The 22,968-nt window shown below is 41.1% G+C and carries 17 protein-coding genes; 4 read left to right on the forward strand and 13 right to left on the reverse strand.

What is annotated here, in order from left to right; all coding sequences use genetic code 11:
* Positions 1 to 234 precede the first annotated feature (234 nt).
* Positions 235 to 699, forward strand: a complete 465-nt coding sequence (locus MKY15_RS01825) for a YkyB family protein (RefSeq protein WP_082786653.1) — start codon at positions 235 to 237, stop codon at positions 697 to 699.
* A 233-nt stretch (positions 700 to 932) separates the two neighbouring features.
* On the opposite strand, the gene MKY15_RS01830 is transcribed toward MKY15_RS01825, so the two are convergent.
* The 3 genes from MKY15_RS01830 to MKY15_RS01840 form a co-directional block, all read right to left on the reverse strand.
* Positions 933 to 1,391: a chemotaxis protein CheW gene (locus MKY15_RS01830; RefSeq protein WP_067211674.1), complete on the reverse strand. Its 459-nt coding sequence runs from the start codon at positions 1,389 to 1,391 to the stop codon at positions 933 to 935.
* A gap of 185 nt (positions 1,392 to 1,576) precedes the next feature.
* A complete protein-coding gene (locus MKY15_RS01835; protein ID WP_338655703.1) occupies positions 1,577 to 2,440 on the reverse strand; it encodes an NAD(P)-dependent oxidoreductase in 864 nt (287 codons plus the stop codon).
* Positions 2,441 to 2,798: 358 nt separating this feature from the next.
* Positions 2,799 to 2,951, reverse strand: coding sequence for an aspartyl-phosphate phosphatase Spo0E family protein (locus MKY15_RS01840; RefSeq protein ID WP_082786654.1), 153 nt, complete (start codon positions 2,949 to 2,951; stop codon positions 2,799 to 2,801).
* Between the two features lie 336 nt (positions 2,952 to 3,287).
* Here MKY15_RS01840 and MKY15_RS01845 point away from each other — a divergent pair, with 336 nt between their 5' ends.
* Positions 3,288 to 3,923, forward strand: coding sequence for a hypothetical protein (locus tag MKY15_RS01845; RefSeq protein WP_342538817.1), 636 nt, complete (start codon positions 3,288 to 3,290; stop codon positions 3,921 to 3,923).
* Positions 3,924 to 4,791: 868 nt separating this feature from the next.
* Here MKY15_RS01845 and MKY15_RS01850 read toward each other — a convergent pair.
* Entirely contained in the window at positions 4,792 to 5,235 is a 444-nt protein-coding gene (locus tag MKY15_RS01850) for a MarR family transcriptional regulator (RefSeq protein ID WP_067211682.1), read from the reverse strand.
* 98 nt (positions 5,236 to 5,333) lie between these two features.
* Entirely contained in the window at positions 5,334 to 6,767 is a 1,434-nt protein-coding gene (locus MKY15_RS01855) for an ATP-binding protein (RefSeq protein ID WP_067211685.1), read from the reverse strand.
* A gap of 192 nt (positions 6,768 to 6,959) precedes the next feature.
* Here MKY15_RS01855 and MKY15_RS01860 point away from each other — a divergent pair, with 192 nt between their 5' ends.
* Positions 6,960 to 8,720 (forward strand): radical SAM protein, encoded by a 1,761-nt coding sequence (locus MKY15_RS01860; RefSeq protein WP_340740470.1) that lies wholly within the window; start codon positions 6,960 to 6,962, stop codon positions 8,718 to 8,720.
* A 314-nt stretch (positions 8,721 to 9,034) separates the two neighbouring features.
* On the opposite strand, the gene MKY15_RS01865 is transcribed toward MKY15_RS01860, so the two are convergent.
* The 8 genes from MKY15_RS01865 to MKY15_RS01900 form a co-directional block, all read right to left on the reverse strand.
* Positions 9,035 to 10,384 (reverse strand): potassium transporter TrkG, encoded by a 1,350-nt coding sequence (locus MKY15_RS01865; RefSeq protein WP_067214027.1) that lies wholly within the window; start codon positions 10,382 to 10,384, stop codon positions 9,035 to 9,037.
* Between the two features lie 128 nt (positions 10,385 to 10,512).
* Entirely contained in the window at positions 10,513 to 11,268 is a 756-nt protein-coding gene (locus tag MKY15_RS01870) for a TerC family protein (RefSeq protein WP_338655694.1), read from the reverse strand.
* A 244-nt stretch (positions 11,269 to 11,512) separates the two neighbouring features.
* On the reverse strand, positions 11,513 to 12,601 hold the full coding sequence (locus MKY15_RS01875; protein ID WP_342538818.1) for an SDR family oxidoreductase: 1,089 nt from the start codon (positions 12,599 to 12,601) through the stop codon (positions 11,513 to 11,515).
* A gap of 470 nt (positions 12,602 to 13,071) precedes the next feature.
* The gene (locus MKY15_RS01880) at positions 13,072 to 13,365 is read right to left on the reverse strand and encodes a hypothetical protein (protein WP_342538819.1); all 294 of its coding nucleotides are present in this window, start codon (positions 13,363 to 13,365) and stop codon (positions 13,072 to 13,074) included.
* A gap of 143 nt (positions 13,366 to 13,508) precedes the next feature.
* A complete protein-coding gene (locus MKY15_RS01885) occupies positions 13,509 to 16,574 on the reverse strand; it encodes an efflux RND transporter permease subunit (protein ID WP_338655690.1) in 3,066 nt (1,021 codons plus the stop codon).
* Positions 16,575 to 16,959: 385 nt separating this feature from the next.
* The gene (locus MKY15_RS01890; RefSeq protein WP_067211702.1) at positions 16,960 to 18,534 is read right to left on the reverse strand and encodes a peptide chain release factor 3; all 1,575 of its coding nucleotides are present in this window, start codon (positions 18,532 to 18,534) and stop codon (positions 16,960 to 16,962) included.
* A 199-nt stretch (positions 18,535 to 18,733) separates the two neighbouring features.
* A complete protein-coding gene (locus MKY15_RS01895) occupies positions 18,734 to 20,224 on the reverse strand; it encodes a UDP-N-acetylmuramoyl-L-alanyl-D-glutamate--2,6-diaminopimelate ligase (RefSeq protein ID WP_067211703.1) in 1,491 nt (496 codons plus the stop codon).
* A gap of 13 nt (positions 20,225 to 20,237) precedes the next feature.
* Positions 20,238 to 21,290, reverse strand: coding sequence for a M42 family metallopeptidase (locus MKY15_RS01900; protein WP_187045492.1), 1,053 nt, complete (start codon positions 21,288 to 21,290; stop codon positions 20,238 to 20,240).
* A gap of 94 nt (positions 21,291 to 21,384) precedes the next feature.
* Here MKY15_RS01900 and MKY15_RS01905 point away from each other — a divergent pair, with 94 nt between their 5' ends.
* Positions 21,385 to 22,953: an ATP-binding protein gene (locus MKY15_RS01905; protein ID WP_338655680.1), complete on the forward strand. Its 1,569-nt coding sequence runs from the start codon at positions 21,385 to 21,387 to the stop codon at positions 22,951 to 22,953.
* Positions 22,954 to 22,968: the final 15 nt, after the last annotated feature.

Consider the following 22,968-nt stretch of genomic DNA (forward strand, 5'->3'; position numbering starts at 1 on the left):
AGGTAAATATGAATCAATCGCCCGAGTACTTTATAGTTAATCATAAATAGATTGTACTTATATCGAAAAAGTATGTATCGAATAAATAAATATAATTATTATATCAGCATAATGCATCTTCGGAAGAATCAGTGTTTTCACTACCTTTTAGATCTGAAGTTGTACAATTCTTTCATTCTTGGTATTATATGAAATATATGTAACCATTCAATCTGCCAATGAAGGAGGCCAATTTTGAAAAACAAGCATTCCATCCGTCAATTGGCAATTGCCATCTACACGGTAAATCGACATGCCAAAACAGCTCCTGACAATAGACAACTTTACGCCTTAAAAAAGATGGCGATAGACAAGTTGCTTAGTTCGGGCATTGCCGAAAAAATCGGATTGCATTTTGTCGACAATCCAAAATTCAGCAAGCAACACTCCACGGTCCTCGTCCGATGTGACGAATTCCTCTTTCATACAATCCCAGAAAAAGAAGACTTTAATACTCTTCCACACCTCGGACAACAAGATCCAGCTTCTCGCAACCCTCAAGAACGGATGAGCTTGAAAACTGCGCGCGAGCTTCTCTCTAAATATGTGGGGCCCACCCACCCGATAATACCCGAGAAGAAAAAAACACTACCAAAAAAGTCTATTCATAGCATTCAGGATTCACAAAACTTCCGTTCATCTTATTTGGATGGTAAATAGAAAAGCGCAAGCGCCTTGGTAGACCCGACAAGCGCTGGAGGGCCTTAAGATAAAGGCGCACTTTGCCTTTAACTTAAGGACTGAAGCGACTCGAGGGGCTAGGCGCTGGAGTCTAGACAATAAGAAAGTCGCTCGAGTACCGCTGCTCTTGGTGAAAAACTTATACTTTCTTATTTTTTAAAAACGGGCTATTCCTGCTGGCTACCAGCGGGAATAGCCCGTTTTTTCTTCTATTACTTAATTTGCTCCGCGATTACTTTTTCAAAATCAACGAGAAGGATCATTCCGTTATCACGCTTGATAACTCCCGAAACAGGTACTTTATTTCCCGTATACATATCGGAAGCAGGTTCAATATCCGTAAAATTGATACGCTGGATTTGGGTAACAGCCGTCACATCTAAGACCACTGTTGTCCCGTCGAATTCAGCGACGATATATTTGGATTCATCACTATTATTATTAGTTGCATTTCCTGTTACTTTCTTCAAATCGATGACAGGAAGTACTTCTCCTCGTAATTGTATGATTCCCTCAATATACGGGTGTGAATGCGGTAATACAGTAACCGGAACGGGTTGAATAATTTCACGTACATGCTGAATGCCTAGTCCAAAATTACTATTTCCTACTTGAAACTCTACAAATTCAAAGACTTCATATGTTACTACATCCGATTTGATTGTATTCACCTACTCAGCTCCTAGATGTTAATAATAGTATATAGATATCCCATTGAATCCACTTCGGCTACCCTTCGTAAGGTGCCTTCGCTCGGTTTACTTAGTATTCACCTGGTCAACATATATAGCACTTAATTAATTTAATTGAACACTTACTTCTATTTTCGGCTTATTTCTATAATTATTTAGCTTTATTAATAACTTTTATATAGGACTTGTGTCCCTTGGTCGCTAAATCCTTTTTCAACAAGTTTCTTATACATTTCACTTGCAAGTTGCAGACCTGGAAGTGATAGATTCATCGCTTCAGCTTCTGCCAGCGCGATGTTTATATCTTTCATGAAATGCTTAACATAAAATCCAGGTTCAAAATCCCCGTCTAACATTCGCGGTGCCAAATTCGACAATGACCATGAGCCTGCCGCACCTGTCGATATAGACTTCAGCACAGTTTCAGGATCCAACCCTGCTTTTTCAGCATAGACCAGCGCTTCGCAAACCCCAATCATATTCGTCGCGATGGCAATTTGATTGCACATTTTTGCATGCTGCCCGGAGCCTGCCAGACCCTGATAAACAATTTGTTTTCCAAAAACCGCTAAAACCGGTGTAATGGCATTGAATACTTCTTCTTCCCCGCCACACATAATTGACAACGTCCCATTCTTCGCGCCAATGTCTCCCCCAGAAACGGGTGCGTCAATTGTCGCCATCTGCAACTTAGCACCAGCATTCGCAATACGTATCGCCAGTGCTGGGCTAGAAGTCGTCATATCAATGAGAATCTGACCTGCCTTACCAGTTGAGAAAATACCACCCTCTCCAAAGTAAACTTCTTCGACATCCCCCGGATAACCTAGCATCGTGAAAACTAATTCCGCATCCTTCACCGCTGCAGCAACTGTATCCATCCAAACAGCACCTGCATCTATTAGAGACCTTGCCTTTTCTTTTGTGCGTGTATATATGGCCACTTCATAATTACTGTCTAAAAGATGGTTAACGACGCTTACACCCATAACACCTGTCCCAAGAAATGCGATCTTTTTGACTTCCATTTCAATTCCCCCTTTATCAAATGCACATCGGCGTACTTAAATTGCCTTCATCCGGCAGGGCTTAGCCCCAGCTGAATGAGGTTGAAAATCGTATTATCTTTTATCCTACCAAAGTATTTGTATTTTTCCATCATTCATTTCTATTTTTGATCAAAAAAAGGAGGACGGAACCCCGTGATAGGGATCCGCCCTCAAAAGGGGGAAATGAGAATGTTGCTGTGTTCTATCTTAATTTCCCCTCTTTTCTTGATTATTAAACATTGTTCGCAAAATATTTTCCCTTGTTTTTTTGAGCAATTCTATAAGTGGCTTCCTTCTTCAAAGATAGTAATAGGAGCAATACCCTATTACTTCGTTATCAGCCTTTTTTTAGCCCTGCGTATTGATCCATGAGATTATCAAGCCTTCTGCTGAATTCTATCGTTTCAGCAGCAGTCAGTCCTTTTTCAGTCGCTGCTTTCATCATCTCTTCGCGTAATAATTCAATTTCTTCTTCTAAAGTCCACTCCAAGATAATCCCTCCATGGATTAACACATAGCTAACTTTTATTATACAGGAATACTCTCATAATAAGTGGTTTAACTTACGACATATTCCGACAACTTCAAATGGTCAGCAATAGAAAAGACTTTACGTTATACTAATTTTAAGGCACACTATAAAAGATTCAATAAACTAAGTTCTATATCTGTTGTAATAAAGAATCCCATTGAATTGGCTACGGCAACAGGCTATCGCTTGTAAGGCGCCTTCACTCAGTTTATATAGGTATTCATTTATTCAACTTATATATAATGAAACATTACGGCGTCTCAGACGTCAAATTTAACCAAGGAGGGGTTTACGATGAAAAGCAGATGGAGTCTTTTATACGCAGCAATCGCGACCACTTTATTACTTACCGCTTGTGGTACAAGTACCGACAAGGAACCAGAAAGTACAAATGGATCAGCGGATGTGGTTGAAAACGTAGACAAAGAAACAGTCACTGAAGGCAAGGAACCGGATACAGAAGTTGATGAGGTTGATGAGGTTCAAGAGGACATAATGAAAAATGCAGACCTGAAGGAAAGCGATGAACAAAGTTACGCTATTTCTGTACTGCCTGACTTTTCATTATCAAGCGAAGAACCCGGTAAGGACAGCCTAATTTCAGCAGACAATGAAGCAGTGTTTATGCGCATCGAGACGGTAGCTAAGGAAGACGGCACATATGACTACTTAGCCGAAAACATGATTGCTGTACTTGAAGCATCAGGGGATGGTAGCGCGCCAATTGAAGTACTAGATGAGAAGTCAATCCCTACAGCTGAAGGCATTGAAAATGCAAAAGTTCTGGCCATAAAAGCTGAAACTGCATCTATTACGGGAATTATTTTCGAACGTGACAATATGGTGGTTAAACTTACAATCTACGATTCTCCAAAAGAAGAATATTTCGAGCAATTCCTTCGTATGGCTGAAACAATAGTTCCTAAATAATGGACGACTATCAAGAGTCAAATGGATAACCATCCGTTTGGCTCTTTTTAATTGTAACAAAAGCGTTCGAGTCTCAGCGGAGGGGAATCGCCTTTCAAAGGCAATTCATATATATGTTGAACAAATGAATACGTCGTAGGCGCTTACAAGGGCTTTTGGGAAGTCACTGAAAAAGTCTCGATACTTGGAATGAAACAGAGCTGCTACCAATACCGCTTCGACGCTTTGTGGATGCCTCCCGCGATAAGCCAGAAAGAGCATTTCATTACCTGGGATGAAATCTGCAACCTGGATTGCGGATTTCTTGACTATGATTATATATGTTGAATCCGGTATATATACTAAGCGAAGGCGCCTTAACAGGGGTAGCCAACCGAACAACGAAGAGTTCGGTTTGTATAATTTCTGTGTTCTTTGCAGAAATTATACAGTTAATGTCAAGAGGTTGTTCCCGATAGGTTAAAGAATACCTCATCTGGCTTATGCGGGAGGCATCCCCTAGCGCCATAGCGGTTCAATGGAATTCTTTATTTCAATTTATATAGGTTCAACTAGTAATCACCTTACAATCTCGCCATATACATCTCAAAATCACTTTTCTCTTGATAATGAATAACCTAGCGCAGGCGCGGCAAAGGGGTCGCCGAAGCCGTAAGACTGGACGCGAAGCGCTAATCTAGGCTAACGATGAGAGGAATCCCCAAAGCGCCAAGCGATCTACAATCCACAACCCGAATAACAGCTCTTGCATTATTGAGGTCCACAGTACATTCAATGGGATTCTTTAATTCAACATGCAAAGGTAAAGTATTATATATATTACTACGCACTAAAAAAACGCAGCACTCGTATGACGAGTTACTGCGTTTTACGATAAGTTCTTTACCGAAAGCCCCAATTTCCGTACTAATTCAATTGCCTGGTCTTGTTCTTCAGTGGAAAGGGAGGACATGATAGATTCGATATTATTCGCATGCTCCGGGAAGATAGATGTCATTAAATTGACGCCGTCCTGAGTAATCGACATATATGTCACCCGCTTATCTTCTTCACAAAAGACGCGTTCCAATAACCCTCTTTTTTCAAGCTTATCGACAACGTAAGTCATCGAACCACTTCGAAGTAAGATTTTCTGCCCAATCTTCTGGATGGGCTGTCTCCCCCTGTGGTGAAGCAATTCAAGAACGGCGAATTCAGTTGGATTAAGCCCATGCTTTTCACTCGTTTTATGCGCTTCCTCCAAAATCACCTTACTCGCCCTTGAAAGAACAATAAATAATTTCAGTGCCCGTTCTGTATCTTTTGTCATAATGCAGTGCCCCTTCTATAATTACGCTCAATAGTCGCCCTCATTATAACGGCAAACACGTCTTCATGTCAAAAAACCAAGAAGACGTTTCGTACCTTTACTTACAGAGAGAGCACTCTTTTTTCAGCTGTATCTTTCATCGTGGCATGCCCCAATGCCGATGGAAATGTTACGATGAAGGTTGTTCCAATGCCGACTTCACTCTCAACTATAACCGTTCCACCATGTTCTTCTATGTTTTTCAAAACAAATGGTAATCCGAGTCCCGACCCGTCTGACTTGGTGGTGAAGAATGGCAAAAAGACTTGCTTTAATTGACGTTTATCCATTCCTTTACCGGTATCTGAAACCCCCAAAATAACTTTTCCAGGGCTGTCCAAATTTACAAAAATTGAAAGATTCCCTCCAGGAGTCATTGCTTCCATTGCATTTTTGAACAGATTGAGAAGAACTTGTTTAATTTTATCAGAATCACCGACAATCAATGAATCTTTAAGTATATTTTCTTTTTGTGTAATAGTGATTCCATCCATCAAGGCTTTCGGATAGACAACCTGAATCATATCTGCAACCAGCACCCCCAAGGAGAATGTCGTTTTTTCATTCAATCCAGGCTTTGATAGGATAAGCATTTCGCTTAATATAGCCTCCATCCTATCGATTTCTTCATCAATAACGGAAAGGTATTTCATCGTATCCGCAGTTGCGGAAATCTTAAGTAATTGGACAAACCCTTTCAAAGTAGTCATGGGATTTCTAATTTCATGCGCTATACTTGCTGCCAGTTCACCAATCGTCGATAATGAGTTTGAATGGGCCAAACGCTTTTCCATGGCCATTTCTTCTGTTCGATCATTCATTCTTACCAAGTACGTTTGTGACTCGCTATCGTATAGTGTTGTTATCTGATAGTAATTAACATCATTCACATTTCTTATATACTTGGTTGTTATTTCAGCAAATCCATACAGATTTACGTCTTTAAAATAATTAAATATTAACTCAGAGTTGTCCGGAAACAATTTAACGATTGCTCCCACTGTTTTGCCAATAAAATAGTCTTTCGGCAAGTTAAAAAAGGAAGTATGCAAATCATTGACATCGTAGATTATCCCATCACGATCAATAACAACCATGAAGCTATCTGAATTACGAAAAGCGTGTATATAGGTTTTATCCGACTTGTCCACAATACTTTGTGGAACATCAAATAGTGCAATCACCTGTTGAACATCATCAAAATACTCAAGATGCATCTTAACAATTTCTACTCTGTTTCCAAACAGCCGAATATGCACTTCGAACGTTTTATTCTCAGTTTCCCCAAGATTACTAAAGACATTGTCCCAATGATTAACAGTAGGATTAATGAAAAATTCTTTAATATTTTCTTCTCCATCATTGACAAATTCTTCGCAAAATGAATTATTTACATGTAAAAGACTGCCGTCAAGATCAAAAACGGCACCGGGTCTGATTGTATCATCCAGTAGAAAAGTGATATGCTTCATTACCTTTATATTTTTATATTTCAAGTGTATTCCTCCACATCCCATTTTTAAACAATATGAAAAATAACACTGATTCATGCAGAAAGATTAAATTCATACAATAATAAGCTTATTCAAATTATTCCATATTTACGGTGTGATAGGAATGGTCCTTTTTACCTAAATAAGATGAATGCTTGACTTGATAATAACGTTAGAGAGAAAAGGGGTAGAGCTATGAACATTGTACTATCAACATTAAACGCAAAATATATCCATACAAATTTAGCCATTCGCTGCTTAAAAACTTATGCAATGCCAGAGTACAGTCCGGTCATTGCAGAGTACACAATTAAAGATCCGACCATGAATATTGTATCAGATTTATATCAAAAAATGCCGAATGTTGTCGGTTTTAGTTTATATATTTGGAACATTGAAGAAACAATAAAAGTGATGCGTATGCTAAAAAAAGTAAAACCTGACGTGAAAATTATCGCCGGTGGCCCCGAAGTAACATACGATTACGATTACTGGTTAGAACGTGTACCCGAAATTGATGTCATTGTGATCGGAGAAGGAGAACGAACATTTAAACATCTACTTGACGTCTATGCGGGGAAGGAAGACATAGCGGCTGTCCAAGGGATTGCCTATAGAGAAAGGGAACAACTGAAGATTACGGCGCCTGGGCCAAAACTAGATTTACGGGAACTTCCTTCCCCTTTCCAATTTGCAGAGGACATACCCGAGCTGGGCAAAAGAGTGACCTATATTGAAACAAGCCGCGGCTGTCCTTTTTCCTGTCAATTCTGTCTATCCTCTATCGAAGTAGGCGTCCGCTATTTCAACCGGGATGCCATTAAGGAGGATATCCGGTATTTGATGGCCAACGGTGCAAAAACAATCAAGTTTGTCGATCGCACATTCAATATTAGCAGAAGCTATGCGATGGAAATGTTCCAATTCTTGATTGATGAACATGTATCAGGCACTGTGTTCCAGTTTGAAATAACGGGAGATATTATGCGTCCTGAAGTCATCCAATTTCTAAATGATAATGCGCCAGCAGGACTATTCAGATTTGAAATTGGAGTTCAATCAACAAACGATTTAACAAATGAATTAGTCCAGCGCCGCCAAAATTTCGAAAAACTTTCCCGTACCGTAATGATGGTGAAAGAAGGTGGGAAGATTGACCAACATTTGGACTTGATTGCTGGCCTACCCGAAGAAGATTATAATTCTTTCCGAAAAACATTCAATGAGGTTTTTGCAATGAGGCCAGAAGAGATGCAGCTAGGCTTCCTTAAGTTACTCCGTGGAACTGGCTTACGTATACAAGCCGAACAATATGGCTATCAGTTTATCGACGAAGCACCTTATGAAATATTTTCAAATAACGTATTGACGTTTGATGATATCCTGCGAATCAAACAGACCGAGGATGTTCTAGAAAAGTATTGGAACGACAACCGATTACCGCGAACGGTGGAATATCTTGTATCAGAAGTCTTTGAAACGCCATTCGATTTCTTCCAACAATTCGGCTCCTACTGGGAGAATCAAGGTTGGTCCAGAATCGGACATCAGTTGGAAGACTTATTCATACGCTTGAATGACTTCCTAATGAAAGATGGACGTGCCGATATGGATATCACACGCAGTCTACTAAAAATTGATTACCTTGCACACCATAAGTTCCAACCGCGCAAAGTTTGGTGGATTGAGGATATGCCAGTTGAAGAACGCTCTACTATCGAACAGGCATTGCTCGAAAACCCAACTTTATTAGGAGAACGTTTCAGTTCTTTACGTTTGAATAACCGAAATATCCGTAAGCAAACGTTCATCACACCGATTGCTGTTCAACCTGAAGATGTAGAAATTGGTATTGTACAAAAGGCTGCTGGCTATCTTATCACCGTCTTCAGACATGATGATACCCCGTTCTTTATGTTCCTAGAACAATCAGGAAAAGCGCAAGGCGCCTTCTAGACGCGACAGGCATAAGTTGATCTAAGGGAAGGCAGTCTAAGATCGCGACATGCAGTCGTTGCCGCATAGCTGGATTGCTTATGACCCGAGCGGCTGGCGCCTGGAGCTAGACAATAAGAAAAGCGCAAGCGACTGGTAGACCCGAAAAGCGCTGGAGGGCCTGAAGATAAAGGCGTACTTTGCCTTTAACTTCAGGACTGAAGCGACTCGAGGGGCTAGGCGCTGGAGTCTAGACACTATTCTAAGTCAAAAAAATATACTTTCTTATCTTTTGAAAAAGGCTGTCCCAATTTAAACTTGGGACAGCCTTTTTATTAACCAATAATAACCCTTTCTTTCGGGTAATGATATTTCAATTTCTTTGTTTTTCCTCCTAATGTAAAGAGGAACGAAATAAGCCCGACCCGTCCAATGAACATTAGTAACATAATAATCACTTTCCCAGTTACAGAAAGATCCGATGTGATACCAAGTGACATACCACATGTCCCGAAAGCTGATGTTATTTCAAACAGCAGTGCAATGACCGGCACACCAGGTTCTGTAATAAGTAGAATAAGGAGTGCGGTCATAACCATCACCAACGCCAAAATAATGACAGCATAAGAACGGAACACATCTATCAGTTTTATTTGCCTTTTAAAGACATTAATGACTTGATTACCGCGAGCAAAGTTTATAAGAAACAGCACTGCAATCGCGAATGTCGTCGTCCGAATTCCGCCGCCTACCGAACTTGGCGATGCACCTATAAACATCAGCGAACTGATGAAAATGTCCGTCGCTTCGCTAAATTTCGTCACATCATACGTTGTTAGTCCTCCTGATCTGGATGACACTGAATGGAATAACGCCGTAAATAGTTTCTCATGCCATGCCATCCCTTTGAACGAATGCATAGATTCCAAAATGAAAATCATAACTGCCCCGAAAACAAGTAAAAATCCAAATGTCGCTGTCGTTATTTTTGTGAATAAAGAAAAACGAAAATGAGGCACTTTTTTTGAAAAATAACTTTTCACTTCGATAAGAACCGGAAAACCGATGGCACCGAGAATAATTAGAATCATCGTTAATGTCTGAACGAAGTAATCATTGAAATACTGCGCGAGTGAAGTTTCTGCAATAGTAAAGCCCGCGTTCGTTGTCGCAGATACAGACATGAACATCCCGTTAAGAAGTGCTTCGCTAAATGTATCATAAAACCGCATAATATAAGCTGTAAATATAAGCCCACCGATAATTTCAATTAATAATATTATTTTAATGATTTCCTTGATTAGATGAACAAGCCCTGCAAGGTTATATTGATTATGTTCGACCATGATTAGTTGCCTTTCTCGCAAACCAATTCGCTTCTTAACGAGGAGCCAAAAAAATGTCCCTATCGACATAATTCCAATTCCACCAATTTGCAAAACAAGCATAAGCATACAAATACCAAAAACCGAATAAGTACTTCCGATGCTGATGGGCGCCAGTCCAGTAACACTTACGGCACTTACGGCTGTAAACAAGCTGTCAATGAAACTTATCTTTACTCCAGGCAAGTATACTCCAGGCAAATTCATCAGTAGTAATGAAAAGGCGATGGCCAGAAAATAATAAAACACTATAACTTGTGCAGGTGTGAACCTGCGTAAATTCTCACGATTGAATTTCAACCAGTTCACCGTTCCTTTCACCAATAATATGGTGTCGTACCTATTTTAGAGAAGTCGCATGAAAAAGGAAAGGACGAATTTGATAAAAATAGAAAAGCAGCCATGCAATCACATGGCTGCTTTTCATATTATGCTTTCTTTTTGTTATTTCTAACCCCAGCCAAGTAGCCACTTAGCGCTATTCCAACAAGAACAATCCAGAATGTCACTTGCCATAAAGTTGAATGTGGGAAGCTTTCATCGAGGATTCCCAAGCCTGGATGTGACAGTGTAAGCACAGCCAATTTGACACCGACCCATCCAACAATAAGAAATGCTGCTGTTTCCAAGGTAGGAAACTTTTGCAAAAGAACAACGAATTGACGTGCAGCAAATCGCATGATCACTAAGCCAATAATACCACCCAATAACATGACGATGAATTGTCCACCGTTAATGCCACCTATATCGAAGTTACCAAGCTTAGGCAACGTTACAGCAAGTGCAACCGCCGCCAACATCGAATCGAGCGCAAATGCAATATCCGCAAGTTCGACTTTCACAACAGTCATCCAAAAACCAGACTGCTTACGTTTTTTAGCATCAGGATGTGTATCCTCACCTTTTCGCTGATCCATAATATTCTTAATGGAAATGAACAATAAGTAGATTGCTCCGAGCGCTTGAATTTGCCAAATATTCACTAGGAACGTGATCATGAACAAAGCTGCAAAGCGGAAGACAAACGCTCCTAATAAACCGTAAAAAAGTGCTTTCCTTTGCTGTTCACGCGGTAAATGCTTGACCATGACCGCCATAACAACGGCATTATCTGCTGCCAGTAATCCTTCTAGCACGATAAGTACAACGAGTACCCATGCGTATTCCAATAATATTGCTTCCAAATCGATTCCCCCTATTTTTTTGCAAAATAAAAGAGACCCTCACCTAATAAAAGGCAAAGGTCTCGCTAAGTCGGAATTTTAGTTTTGCAAAAATCCAGCTATCATAACCGATGGCAAAAGCCATGTATTGACGACTATGAAATAGGTTTCCCTATAGCTACTCCCCCTTGACATAAAGTCAAAAGTTATTAAGTTCGGGTTCTTTTGTTTGATTATACCATAGTTGGTCAAAAAGTAAATATTATTACCCGATTTTTATATGATAATCGCTATTTTTCTTATTCTTTTCATAAAATGCTGTCATGGATGGAATCGAGGCTAGGAAATCAGCACAGTGTATGCCGCTTCCTTGCAGTAGCTCCTCTGCAACTGTCGTATCGAATATGGCATCCCACATCATATAATCCAGTGTTTCCGCCTCAACGCCTAGTCTACGCTGTAAGCGGATTGAGGCAAGGCCTCTTTCTGCAAGAAGCCGCGGCAATCTTCCCTTAGGCTTTTTGCCTGTCAATTCAACGACCATTGCGCAGTAAATCTCTTCAATCGGGTGCGGTGTAGGATCCGTTAAATGAACCGTTTTACCAGTAGCTCCTATGTGATTAGATAAATACACTGAAGCCTCGATTATATAATCAATCGGCACAACATTTATGCATGCCTGCGTTTTCCCCACGTAAGGAATAATTGGCATCCATCGCAATTTATCGATCATATTCATAAAGAAATATGGCCCGTCAAACTTAATTGTCTCCCCAGTTTTCGAGTGGCCTCGTACAATTCCAGGTCGGATAATAGTCACGGCTGCATCCTTCTTCAGTTCTTCCACAAGTAGTTCCGCTTCAAATTTGGTTTCTTCATAATGATTTTTAAAAGAAGTCGGACGAATCAGCTCAGTTTCAAGCAACTTACCCTCTCGTTTTCCTGCAACATACGCTGTACTAAAATACACGATCCGCTCAATAGAAGGATGAGTACGGACAAATTCAATAACTTGTCTCGTCCCCTCAACATTTACCTTCCAAGCAATTTCAGCTTTTACCGCGAGATCATATATGGCGGCGAGATGCCACACAGTTAACTTTTCCTCGCGTAAATCATTAATCGTCTGCTGCGCCATCCCAAGTCCTGGTTGCGTAATATCCCCGACCAAAATTTCAAACGGAAAAGTAACATTCATTTCTCTCATAATAGATGTAGCTTTTTCCTTTGCGAGACCAGCTTGGCTAGATTGAACGACTACGTAAACCTTCTTCACTTCTCCAACACGTACCAATTCTTTTATCAATTGCGTAGCTATAAATCCAGGAAAGCCGGTAAAGAAATGAGTTCGCATATAATCCCCCCCTTATTTTGTAGTATAACATTTGAATTAGACTGTTAGAAGAATATTCTGTTTACTGCCCGACTGGTTCCCTTAGAATAGTTATGATTGCACGTCTGTTGATTAACCATTTTCTTGCATAAAGAGCAGGTAAGAAATGCTTGAAGAACACCGTTTCACCGGATCATTTCCAGTCCGCTTTTGGCGAACTATTCATGACAACTTTACCGAGGGGCAAGTGTGGTTAGAAATGACTTCGTCATTCCTACCCACACTCTTTTCAGTAATCCTGTTACGACTAGTTGCCTGTGGCGTTCCTACAACGTTCAAGTGAAAAATACAGCTGTTTTAGAAAAAAAGAATAGATGACTTTTATAAGGTTATAAGTGCCCGAAGATACAATTTCGGGCACTCTTGCACGTTGTACAATGTGTTCTTGCTTACTTTGAGTAAAGTGTACGCGTCATATCATGCGATGAACTTTAAGAAAGTGACTCTTCCTTAACTAAAAAAGACAAGACTATGGAGAAGACTTCAGTCGCCAAAATTGCATCTTTGGCGGCTATTATCCAGATAAGCAGCCCCGCTATTTTTTCGTCCCGAAAAGCTTTAGCACTTTGTGTACGTATCCATTTGGATAGCGACGGATGAATAAGCACCATACGATTACCGAAAAAATGTGTTGTGATGCGACGAAGTCGCATTCCTACACATAAAGACATCTCGGTAATCGTATAGAGGTCGTTCAATCCAAGCAATCCAAATATACTGTACACGAAGCGCCTGCTGTTTGATTAAGTTATTTACTGGTTGTTTTTGGTTAATCAACACATGTGTTATGATTGTTAACTTTGAGTTTATTACCGTCATGAAAAACTCAACAATTAAAAGAACCTCCCAATAAAGGGAGGCTCTACGGTTATTTACTTTCGACTGCACGTTTTCTCGTTTGTCGATCAAATAAGCTATAAATGATTGGTACAATATACAACGTGAACAAGGTCGAACTAAGTAATCCACCGATAACTGCAATTCCCATCGGCTGATTCATCTCTGTTCCTTCACCAATACCCAGCGCAAGAGGTAATAAGCCAAGAATAGTCGTCAGTGCAGTCATCAGGATCGGACGTAAACGATCCCTGGCCGAGGCAATAATAGCATCATATGAGCTGAGCCCCGCTTCTTTTCGCTGATTAATATAATCAACCAGGACAATCCCGTTGTTGACCACGATACCAACGAGGACGAGAATCCCGATTATTGCTGTGACACTGATTGGCGTACTTGTCAGGAAGAGGCCTAGCCCTACTCCAATGATCATAAGGGGCACAGAGAACATAATGACAAATGGGTATTTAAATGATTCGAACTGTGCCGCCATGACAATGTAGACAAGTACAACGGCTAGTAGTATCGCCATGACCATATCATCAATCGCACTTTCGAATAACTCTCTGTCACCGCCAAATGTTAGGTCAATTTCTTCCGGCAACTTAAGCCTATCAATTGTATCATTCACTTTAGCCGTCATATCACCAAGTGATTGAGACGATTCATACTTCATAGTAAATGTTACCGAGTGTGCTTGATCGACTCGTTGGATAGAAACGGGTCCTTCCGCAATTTCGATTTTAGCAACTTCCCCAAGTCTCACAAATGTACCTGTTGGAGTACGGAGTTCCAATTTTTTCAACTGGTCCATACTGTTACGGAACTTCTTATCGTATTTCACATAGACACCGAACACTTCGTCGTTTTTTCCGATAATCTGCGTGGCTAATGAACCACGAGTCACACTGTTTACTGTTTGTGCAATTTGATAAGGCGCCAGTCCATTGTTAGATGCTTTTTGGCGGTCCACTTCAATTTGGATTTCTTGAACAGTATTTTGAAGATTATTTGTCACTTCCGTTACGGAATCAAGTTCAACCAGTTCATTGTTCAAGTTTGTAACTGCTTCGTTCAGACGTTCTTCGTCTGTATCCTTCAATGAGAATGTCAACGTATTCGGACTTGAACCCGCTGCAGTCTGCATCACGAAGCCTATTTTGGCAGCGTCACCTACAGTTTTCAATACTTTGGGTTGCACATCATCTACGAATTTAAAGATCGAGCGTTCCCTTTCCGCAAGCGGTACAAGTTTGACGGATATTTCTGCAATATTAGCTTTAGATGTACCTTGCGCGATATCCTGTTGCGTTCCACCAACAAGACTAACGTATACTTCCACATCATGCTCATCTTTCAATTGCGCTTCAATTCGTTTTACTACTTCATCTGTCGCATCTGAAGATGAACCGTTTGGTAACTTCACTGTAATGCTGACAAATCCCTCATCAGTCGCTGGCAAGAATTCGGTTCCGACCTTAGTTAAAGCAAAACTACTTAACACCAGCACAATTAGTGTAGTTAACAGGACAACAGAACGATGTTTCAGTGCCCACTTCACCGATCTTTCAAAGTTATTCAATCCTTTTGAGCGGCGTCTCCTAGCTGCTATATTTTTCGTCGGTTTCTTTAGCATACGACTCGCCATCATGGGTACAACCGTCAATGCAACAACGAGTGATGCGAATAAACTAAAGGAAATTGTCAAGGCAAATTCCGTGAAAATCTGCCCGATTAATCCGCTGATGAAAATAACTGGGACAAAAACGGCAAGCGTTGTTAACGTTGACGCAATAATGGCACCGCCAATTTCCTTCGAACCTTCAGAGGCTGCAATTTGCGGATCCTTCCCCATAGCAAGATGTCGTTCAATATTTTCAATGACGACAATCGAGTTATCAACTAGCATCCCTATACCAAGCGCAAGCGCACCAAGAGTCATAATATTAAGCGAGAAATCAGCAAAATACATGAGAACAAATGTCACAATGACCGAATATGGAATGGCAATACCAATAATAATTGGACTTTTTATGCCACGCAGGAAAAAGAACAATACAAGCATTGCGAAAATACCGCCTAAAATAAGCGACTGTCCAATATTTCCTATGGCGAGTTTTACATAATCCCCTTGGTCAAATAAAATATCTGACTCGACACCTTTGAATTCTTCTTTTTCCAACAGATTGTCAAGAGCCTCTTTGAAGGCGGTCGACACATCCGCTGTATTTGCACCAGATTCTTGCAACACGGACATCAGAACAGCCTGCTGGTCATTTGCACGCGTTTCTGTGGCAGACTCTGCTTCGACAAGTGCAACATCCGCCACATCTGCAATTGTTACTGTAGCGCCATTTAACGGATTCGCACCAATCGCGATACTCCGAATGTCGGAGATGGTCGTTAATGTACTGACAATACGGGTTGTAAGTTGCTTGCCATCCACCGTTTTAATTGGTTCACCGGGCATAGACACATTGTTTGCTTGAATCATCTTGACGATATCGGCTTGTTCAAGGCCATTCGCTACGAGTTTGTTCTGATCCATAATGATTTGTACTTCTTCTATCAATTGACCCGAAACGGAAACACTTGCTACGCCTTTCGTCCGGCGTAATTCAGTTTCTAGCTGATCCGCAATTTTCCGGATATCTGTATCATCCGCAGTTGCACGCAGTGACAATTGAATAACCGGGAACTGGGACGGATCAAATTTCATAAAACGTGGTTTTGTGGCACCTTCTGGGACTGGAATTTGATCTACCCTTTGCATAATATCGAGCTGGACATCATCGATTTTCGTTGACCAGTCAAACATAAGTAAGATGAAATTGGCGCCCTCCTGCGAGGTGGATTGCATTGATTTCAATCCAGGCGCAGTCGAAAGACTCGCTTCGAGTGGTTTTGTTATTTTCTCGCTCACTTCTGCCGGAGATGCACCTGGATAACTTGTCACAACGACAGCAATCGGCGGGTTCAATTCTGGTATTAGCGTCACTGGAATACGAAAGAATGATACCGCCCCTAAAATGATGATAAGAAACATAATGACAATCGTAAATACGGGCCTTTTTATAGAAAAATCACTAATTTTCATGGACACGTTCCTTTCTTTATTGGAAAAGCGGAAGGCGCCGCCTAGCCCCGACAGGCATAAGTGATAAAGGAAGTCAGTCTAAGAACGCGACGTCCTGTCGCAACAAGGAGGTATGTAGTTCAATCCCTCCCCGCTGCGTAACTCACATCCTGTAAGCCTCCGAGTGGTTGGCGCCTGGAGTCTAGACAACGACCAAAGTAGAAAAAATCGGTATTTTCTTATCTTTTAAAAAAGCTTCACTCCATTAATCATAATGAAACATGGTGTCGACTTCAAACGGGAGCGCCTAAAGCTTTGGTAACGGACTTAATTAATATCCTTCAACTGTTCGTAAATGATAAGAAAACCCGACAGGACGGATAGACCGTCTTGCCGGGTTTTTAAATTATAATTGGCTATATAATTCGATTTCCGGATACTTATCATGGAACCAACGCATTGCAAAATCGTTTTCAAATAAGAATACACGTTTGTCGTGGCGATCTTTTACAAGCATTGCTCGTTGCCCTGCCATCGATTCTTTGACGTCACCTTCGTTGACAATCCAGCGCGCAACTTTCGAACCGACGTGCTCCATGCGCACTTCGACGTTATACTCATTCTTCATTCGGTGCTCGAACACTTCAAATTGAAGTTGACCAACTGCACCTAAAAGTACTTCCTCAGTATGGAGCGTCCGGTAATATTGAATTGCTCCCTCTTGCACAAGCTGAAGAATTCCTTTATGGAAATGTTTAGACTTCATAACGTTTTTCGCTGTTACCCGAACAAAGAGTTCCGGTGTAAACTGTGGTAACGCATCGAATAGGAAGTTTGATTTACCACCGATTACTGTATCCCCGATTTGGTAGTTACCTGTATCGTGAAGTCCAATAATATCACCAGCTACCGCTTCCTCCACTATTTCACGATCATCCGCAAGGAACTGCGTTGTCTGTGTCAGTTTGAATGTCCTGGAAATACGCGGAACCGTTACAGTCATTCCACGTTCGAATGCACCTGAAACAATACGAACGAATGCGATTCTATCACGGTGCATCGGATTCATATTCGCTTGAATTTTGAAGATAAAACCTGAAAACTCTTCCGAATACGGATCGATTTCTGTTTTATCTTTTGTTATTCGTGGTTGTGGTGGTGGTGAAAACTGTAAAAACGTTTCCAAAAATGTCTGCACACCAAAGTTTGTCAATGCACTGCCGAAAAATACAGGTGTCAGTTCACCTATTGCTATTTTCTCTTCATCAAAATCATTGCCTGCTTCGTTAAGAAGTAGAACGTCTTCAAGTGCTTGCTTATAATATGATGTTTCCATCATTGGATGTGGTTCTGCAAGCCCTCCGTCTTCATTGATCGCAAGAAAACGCTTGTCATCGTCGACCCGTACCTGTTCAACACGGTTGTTAAAACGATCGTAAATACCAAGGAACTCTTTACCCATTCCAATTGGCCAGTTCATCGCGTAAGACTGGATACCAAGCACTTCTTCCAATTCTTCCATCAGTTCAAGCGGTTCTTTCCCTTGACGGTCCATTTTATTAATGAACGTGAAGATTGGAATCCCACGCATACGGCATACTTTGAATAATTTAATCGTCTGTGGCTCGATTCCTTTTGCTGAATCGACCATCATGACAGCCGCATCGACGGCCATAAGTGTACGATATGTGTCTTCACTGAAATCTTCGTGTCCCGGTGTATCCAAGATGTTAACGCGCTTACCATCGTAATCGAATTGCATGACGGATGATGTTACCGAAATTCCACGTTGCTTCTCAATTTCCATCCAGTCAGAAGTTGCGAATTTCCCTGATTTCTTACCTTTTACTGTTCCGGCATCGCGGATTGCACCACCGAAATAGAGTAGTTTTTCTGTGATTGTCGTTTTCCCGGCATCCGGGTGAGAAATAATTGCAAACGTCCGGCGGGATGCAATTTCTTCATGTATTGGTTTGTCCATTGTATATTGTCTCCTTCTGCTCTGCTTTCCTTAGCATAGACACATTGGAGGATGATTTCAACAATTTTTTATCGGAATTAGTGAAGCACAGGTAAAACTGAACGTCAGATTCCCAAAACTCTTCAACAACAGCAAAACCACGATGTCATCCATTCCACAAAAAAAAGAGCTATCCCAAAATCAGGACAACTCTCTCTACTCATTTTCCAACTAATCCTGTACCAAATTTCTTCTCTGCCTCTACCAGCGCAATCTCCGCGTCTGAGTGTGGGTATTTCGTAGAGCCGATAATTTGATAATCCTCATGCCCTTTACCAGCGAAAATGATAATGTCATCACGCTCTGCAACCGCTATCGCATGGCGCACTGCTTCCGGCCGGTCACCAATACATGCATACTGATTATGCTTCATTCCCGCTTCCAACTCTGCAAGTATCGATTCATATGGCTCGTCCCGCGGATCGTCCGTCGTTAAGATTACATAATCTGCGACGGATGCTTTATCTGCCATAATCGGACGTTTTATCCGATCACGGTTGCCACCCGTACCAATGACGAATATTAGACGACTTCCTTCCTTCTTATAAGGAAGAACTGCATCAATCGCTTTTTCAATGGCATCAGGTGAATGCGCATAATCGACATACATTGTAATCGGCAATTCTGTCGGTACTTGTTCCATACGCCCTTTGACGGCTGAAATCTTCCCTAGATAGTTAATAACATCTTCAGTCATCATTCCTTTGGCATACAAAGTAGCGATGACCGCGAGCGCATTATAGACACTAAATTCACCAATGAGGCTCATGTCAACTCGGAATTCACCATCGGGCGCAGTAAGCCTGAATGTCGTACCATTTGCCCGTAGCTCAATATCCGATCCACGAAAAACGGCTTCATTTTGGATACCGTATGTCAAAACTGGATAAGAAGTCATTTCCAGTAGCTTGTTGCTCCATTCATCGTCTGCATTGACAACGGCAAATTTACGCTTTTCCAAGTCTTGTCCTAGCTGAGAAAACAACAATCCTTTCGCCTGACCATAATTGTCCATTGTCCCATGGTAATCGAGATGATCATGCGTTAGATTTGTAAAAACAGCGATGTCAAATTCCGTACCAGCCAAACGACCTTCCACTAGACCATGTGACGATACTTCCATCGTCATTGTTGTACATCCTTCATCCGCTGCACGGGCAATCATCCCTTGTGTCGTCAATACATCAGCCGTCGTGTTCTCAGTCTCATAAAGGGTTCCATCCAAATCGAAACCGATTGTTCCAGTAACGGCGGATTTCTCACCCGCCCGCTGAAGAATCGCTTGGATGATGCCACTGACACTCGTCTTGCCGTTCGTACCCGTTACCCCAATCATCGTCATCCGCTTCGATGGATAATCGTAAAAACGGGACGCCAACAAGCTGATAGCCCGTGACGTATTTTCAACCATTACCACCGCGACTTTTTCCAAATCGACATCGACTTGCTTCGAAGCAACAATCACCCTTGCTCCATTGTCCACGGCTTTCCCAACGTAATTATGGCCATCTACCGTAAATCCTTCGATACAGACGAAAATTCCTCCTGCATTGACCGCGCGCGAATCAATCGCGATATCCGTCACAGTCGGCGGAACCGCTCCTGCTACCCGTTTGACAGGTAACATTGAAAGTAACTTTTCCGTTTCCATTAAACCCCTCCGTTCAGTCCATCATTGCTGAAGTTACATATGCACGAAGCAGCTGTGCTGATGCTTTTAGCGAATCGATATGTGTCCGTTCCAATGCATGCGATGATTCGATGCCTGGACCAAACAATGCATGTTTCACGTCAAAGCCCGCTCGAATTGCAGCAGATGCATCTGAACCGTAAAACGGGTAAATATCAAGTTTGAACGGAATGTACCCTTCTTTGCAAAGGCCCGTCAAATGTTGTGTCAACGCATAATGATATGGCCCGCTTGAATCTTTGGCACAAATCGACACTGTATATTCGTCCGAAGTTTGCCCGTCACCAATCGCTCCCATATCGACCGCGATATACTCAACAGTCTCAACTGGAATATTAGAGTTACCACCATAACCGATTTCTTCATTGTTAGAAATATAGAAATGCGTCGTATGCGGAAGTTTGACTCCTTCTTCTTTCAATGAACGAATCAGTTCAAGCAACAGCGCAGTACTCGCTTTATCATCAAGATGACGTGACTTAATGAAACCGCTGTCCGTCGCTTCAAAACGAGGATCAAATGATACAAAATCGCCCACTTCAATACCTAGTGCACGTGTTCCAGCTGCATCAGTTACTTTCTCGTCAATACGCACTTCGATATTTTCCACGCTTCGTTCTGCAGTCCCTGCGTTTTTATAAACATGAACTGTAGTCTGATGCATAAGAATTGTTCCTCGGACTTCTTTCCCTGACGCCGTATGAATGAGGCAGTATTCTCCTTCAACCGCGTTCCAATTGAAACCACCAATCATTGTCAACTTCAGGCGACCATTGCTTTTCACTTCTTTCACCATCGCCCCAAGTGTATCGGTATGCGCTGTAAGCAGACGATGTCGCGTTGAATCCACTCCTTCAATCGTTGCAATGATTGCCCCTTTGTTTGTTTTCTTATGTGTTACCCCAATTTCGTCAAGTTCCTTTGCTATTAACTTCATCACTTTTTCCGTATAACCTGACGGACTTGGTGTTTCTACAAGCCTTTTTAGCAGTTTAACAATACGTTTTTCATCAAATGTTGTAGTCATTTCTATTTCTCCTCTCTCTCGCGTCGAAATATGTAATTCAATCCCAATGTCGAATCATGTATGATAAGTATAAAGTAATGTTGTGAGGTGCCCAATGAAAGATTCGACAATCGTCCATTCACGCAATATGTTTATTATACTTTTTTTTGCCTCTAGCGTCACCGTACATATTTTCACGTCACTTCTTTTAGATTTTCATAGCGCAATGATTTCAGGCTTTATCGGATTGTTCATCGTTACTGTACTGTTTGTCCTTTATAAATCGGGGATGAATTCTCTTACTTTTCGAATTCCCCTAATAATTGGGTACTTTTTATATATACTTATTTCAAACTTAGTAAATCCTGATTTAGTACACTTATTTTATCTTATCTTCCCTATCGCCTTAGTGGCAATCTACAATATCACTTGGTTAAACATACTGATTATGGCCATCACGGGTATAGAAGTGTTTGTTTTATTTTACTTATTCAGTCCAATTTATAAATCAGTGGATGAAACTCAATTACTCCCCAATATAGCTTTCATTTTCAGCTTGGCGGTGTTCCTTTGCGTACTGTACACTTTCAGAATCACACCGGAATGGAACAATATCTTCAAGGAAAACAAGAAGTTGGATGTTTTACTTACATCCAGAGAAAGCTATCTCGATCTCTTTTTTGAACATACGGAAGACGCAATTGTTGTGTTCGACTTAGATCAGAACATTGTCGCAATGAATCCCGCATTTGAAAAAACATACGGCTGGAAGCGCGAGGAATGCATGGGACGTTCGCCACGACTCTTCCCTTTGTCCGAGGATGCAACGATTGCAGAGAGGACAAAAAAATTATTGAACGGGGAAAGTTATCATTTTCTGCTAACCAAAGAGATGAGGAAAGATGGTACCGTGTTTGATGCTGAACTGACATTAGCCCCTATCTACGATTCTGAAAAAAAGTTAGTCGCCACGTCATTCATTGCACGCGACATTACACTTAAGCTACAAGCTGAACAACTAAAAATCGATACAGAAAAACTAAAAGTAATCGGTGAGATTGCAGCAAGTGTCGCCCACGAAGTACGTAATCCTATGACATCCATTTCAGGATTCGTACAGATGATGAACAACGATCCCGCTAATCCATATCGCGCATACACCGAAATTATGTATACAGAAATAAACCGTATTGATTTGATAGTCAGCGAGTTTCTCGTCCTATCAAAACCGAATTTAAAAAAATTCACTGATTTCTACATTGAAAAGTCACTTTTAGATGTAGTATCGATATTCGAAACGGAATTTAGTAATCGGTCAATTTTTTGCGATGTTCAGATTCCTAAAAATAATGCAATCATTAGAGGTAATGAAGATGGTATGAAACAAGTCTTCATTAACTTATTTAAAAATTCGTGTGAAGCGCTTGTAAAAAACGGCATAATCACTATCGTTGTCAAATTCCAAGACGAAAGAGTTACTATCTTCATCCGCGATAACGGTCCCGGGATGAATACCGAAACAATTGATAATCTATTTGAACCATTTTACACGACTAAAGCAGAAGGTACCGGCCTTGGCATGCTAATTACAAAAAAAATCATCGTCGATCAAGGCGGAACGATAACCGTGACCAGCAAAATAAATCATGGAACCGAAACAACGATTATACTTCCACTAGTTTAAACGAAAAGAAAACCG

Source organism: Sporosarcina sp. FSL K6-1540, assembly GCF_038620285.1.
In the GTDB taxonomy this organism is placed as follows: domain Bacteria; phylum Bacillota; class Bacilli; order Bacillales_A; family Planococcaceae; genus Sporosarcina; species Sporosarcina psychrophila.

Excerpts from the sequence above, each read along its gene's own strand:
- MKY15_RS01890 (WP_067211702.1), bottom strand. The coding sequence starts at position 18,534 with ATGGACAAACCAATACATGAAGAAATTGCATCCCGCCGGACGTTTGCA.
- MKY15_RS01905 (WP_338655680.1), top strand. The coding sequence starts at position 21,385 with ATGAAAGATTCGACAATCGTCCATTCACGCAATATGTTTATTATACTT.
- MKY15_RS01860 (WP_340740470.1), top strand. The coding sequence starts at position 6,960 with ATGAACATTGTACTATCAACATTAAACGCAAAATATATCCATACAAAT.
- MKY15_RS01900 (WP_187045492.1), bottom strand. The coding sequence starts at position 21,290 with ATGACTACAACATTTGATGAAAAACGTATTGTTAAACTGCTAAAAAGG.
- MKY15_RS01885 (WP_338655690.1), bottom strand. The coding sequence starts at position 16,574 with ATGAAAATTAGTGATTTTTCTATAAAAAGGCCCGTATTTACGATTGTC.
- MKY15_RS01895 (WP_067211703.1), bottom strand. The coding sequence starts at position 20,224 with ATGGAAACGGAAAAGTTACTTTCAATGTTACCTGTCAAACGGGTAGCA.
- MKY15_RS01835 (WP_338655703.1), bottom strand. The coding sequence starts at position 2,440 with ATGGAAGTCAAAAAGATCGCATTTCTTGGGACAGGTGTTATGGGTGTA.
- MKY15_RS01875 (WP_342538818.1), bottom strand. The coding sequence starts at position 12,601 with ATGCGAACTCATTTCTTTACCGGCTTTCCTGGATTTATAGCTACGCAA.
- MKY15_RS01845 (WP_342538817.1), top strand. The coding sequence starts at position 3,288 with ATGAAAAGCAGATGGAGTCTTTTATACGCAGCAATCGCGACCACTTTA.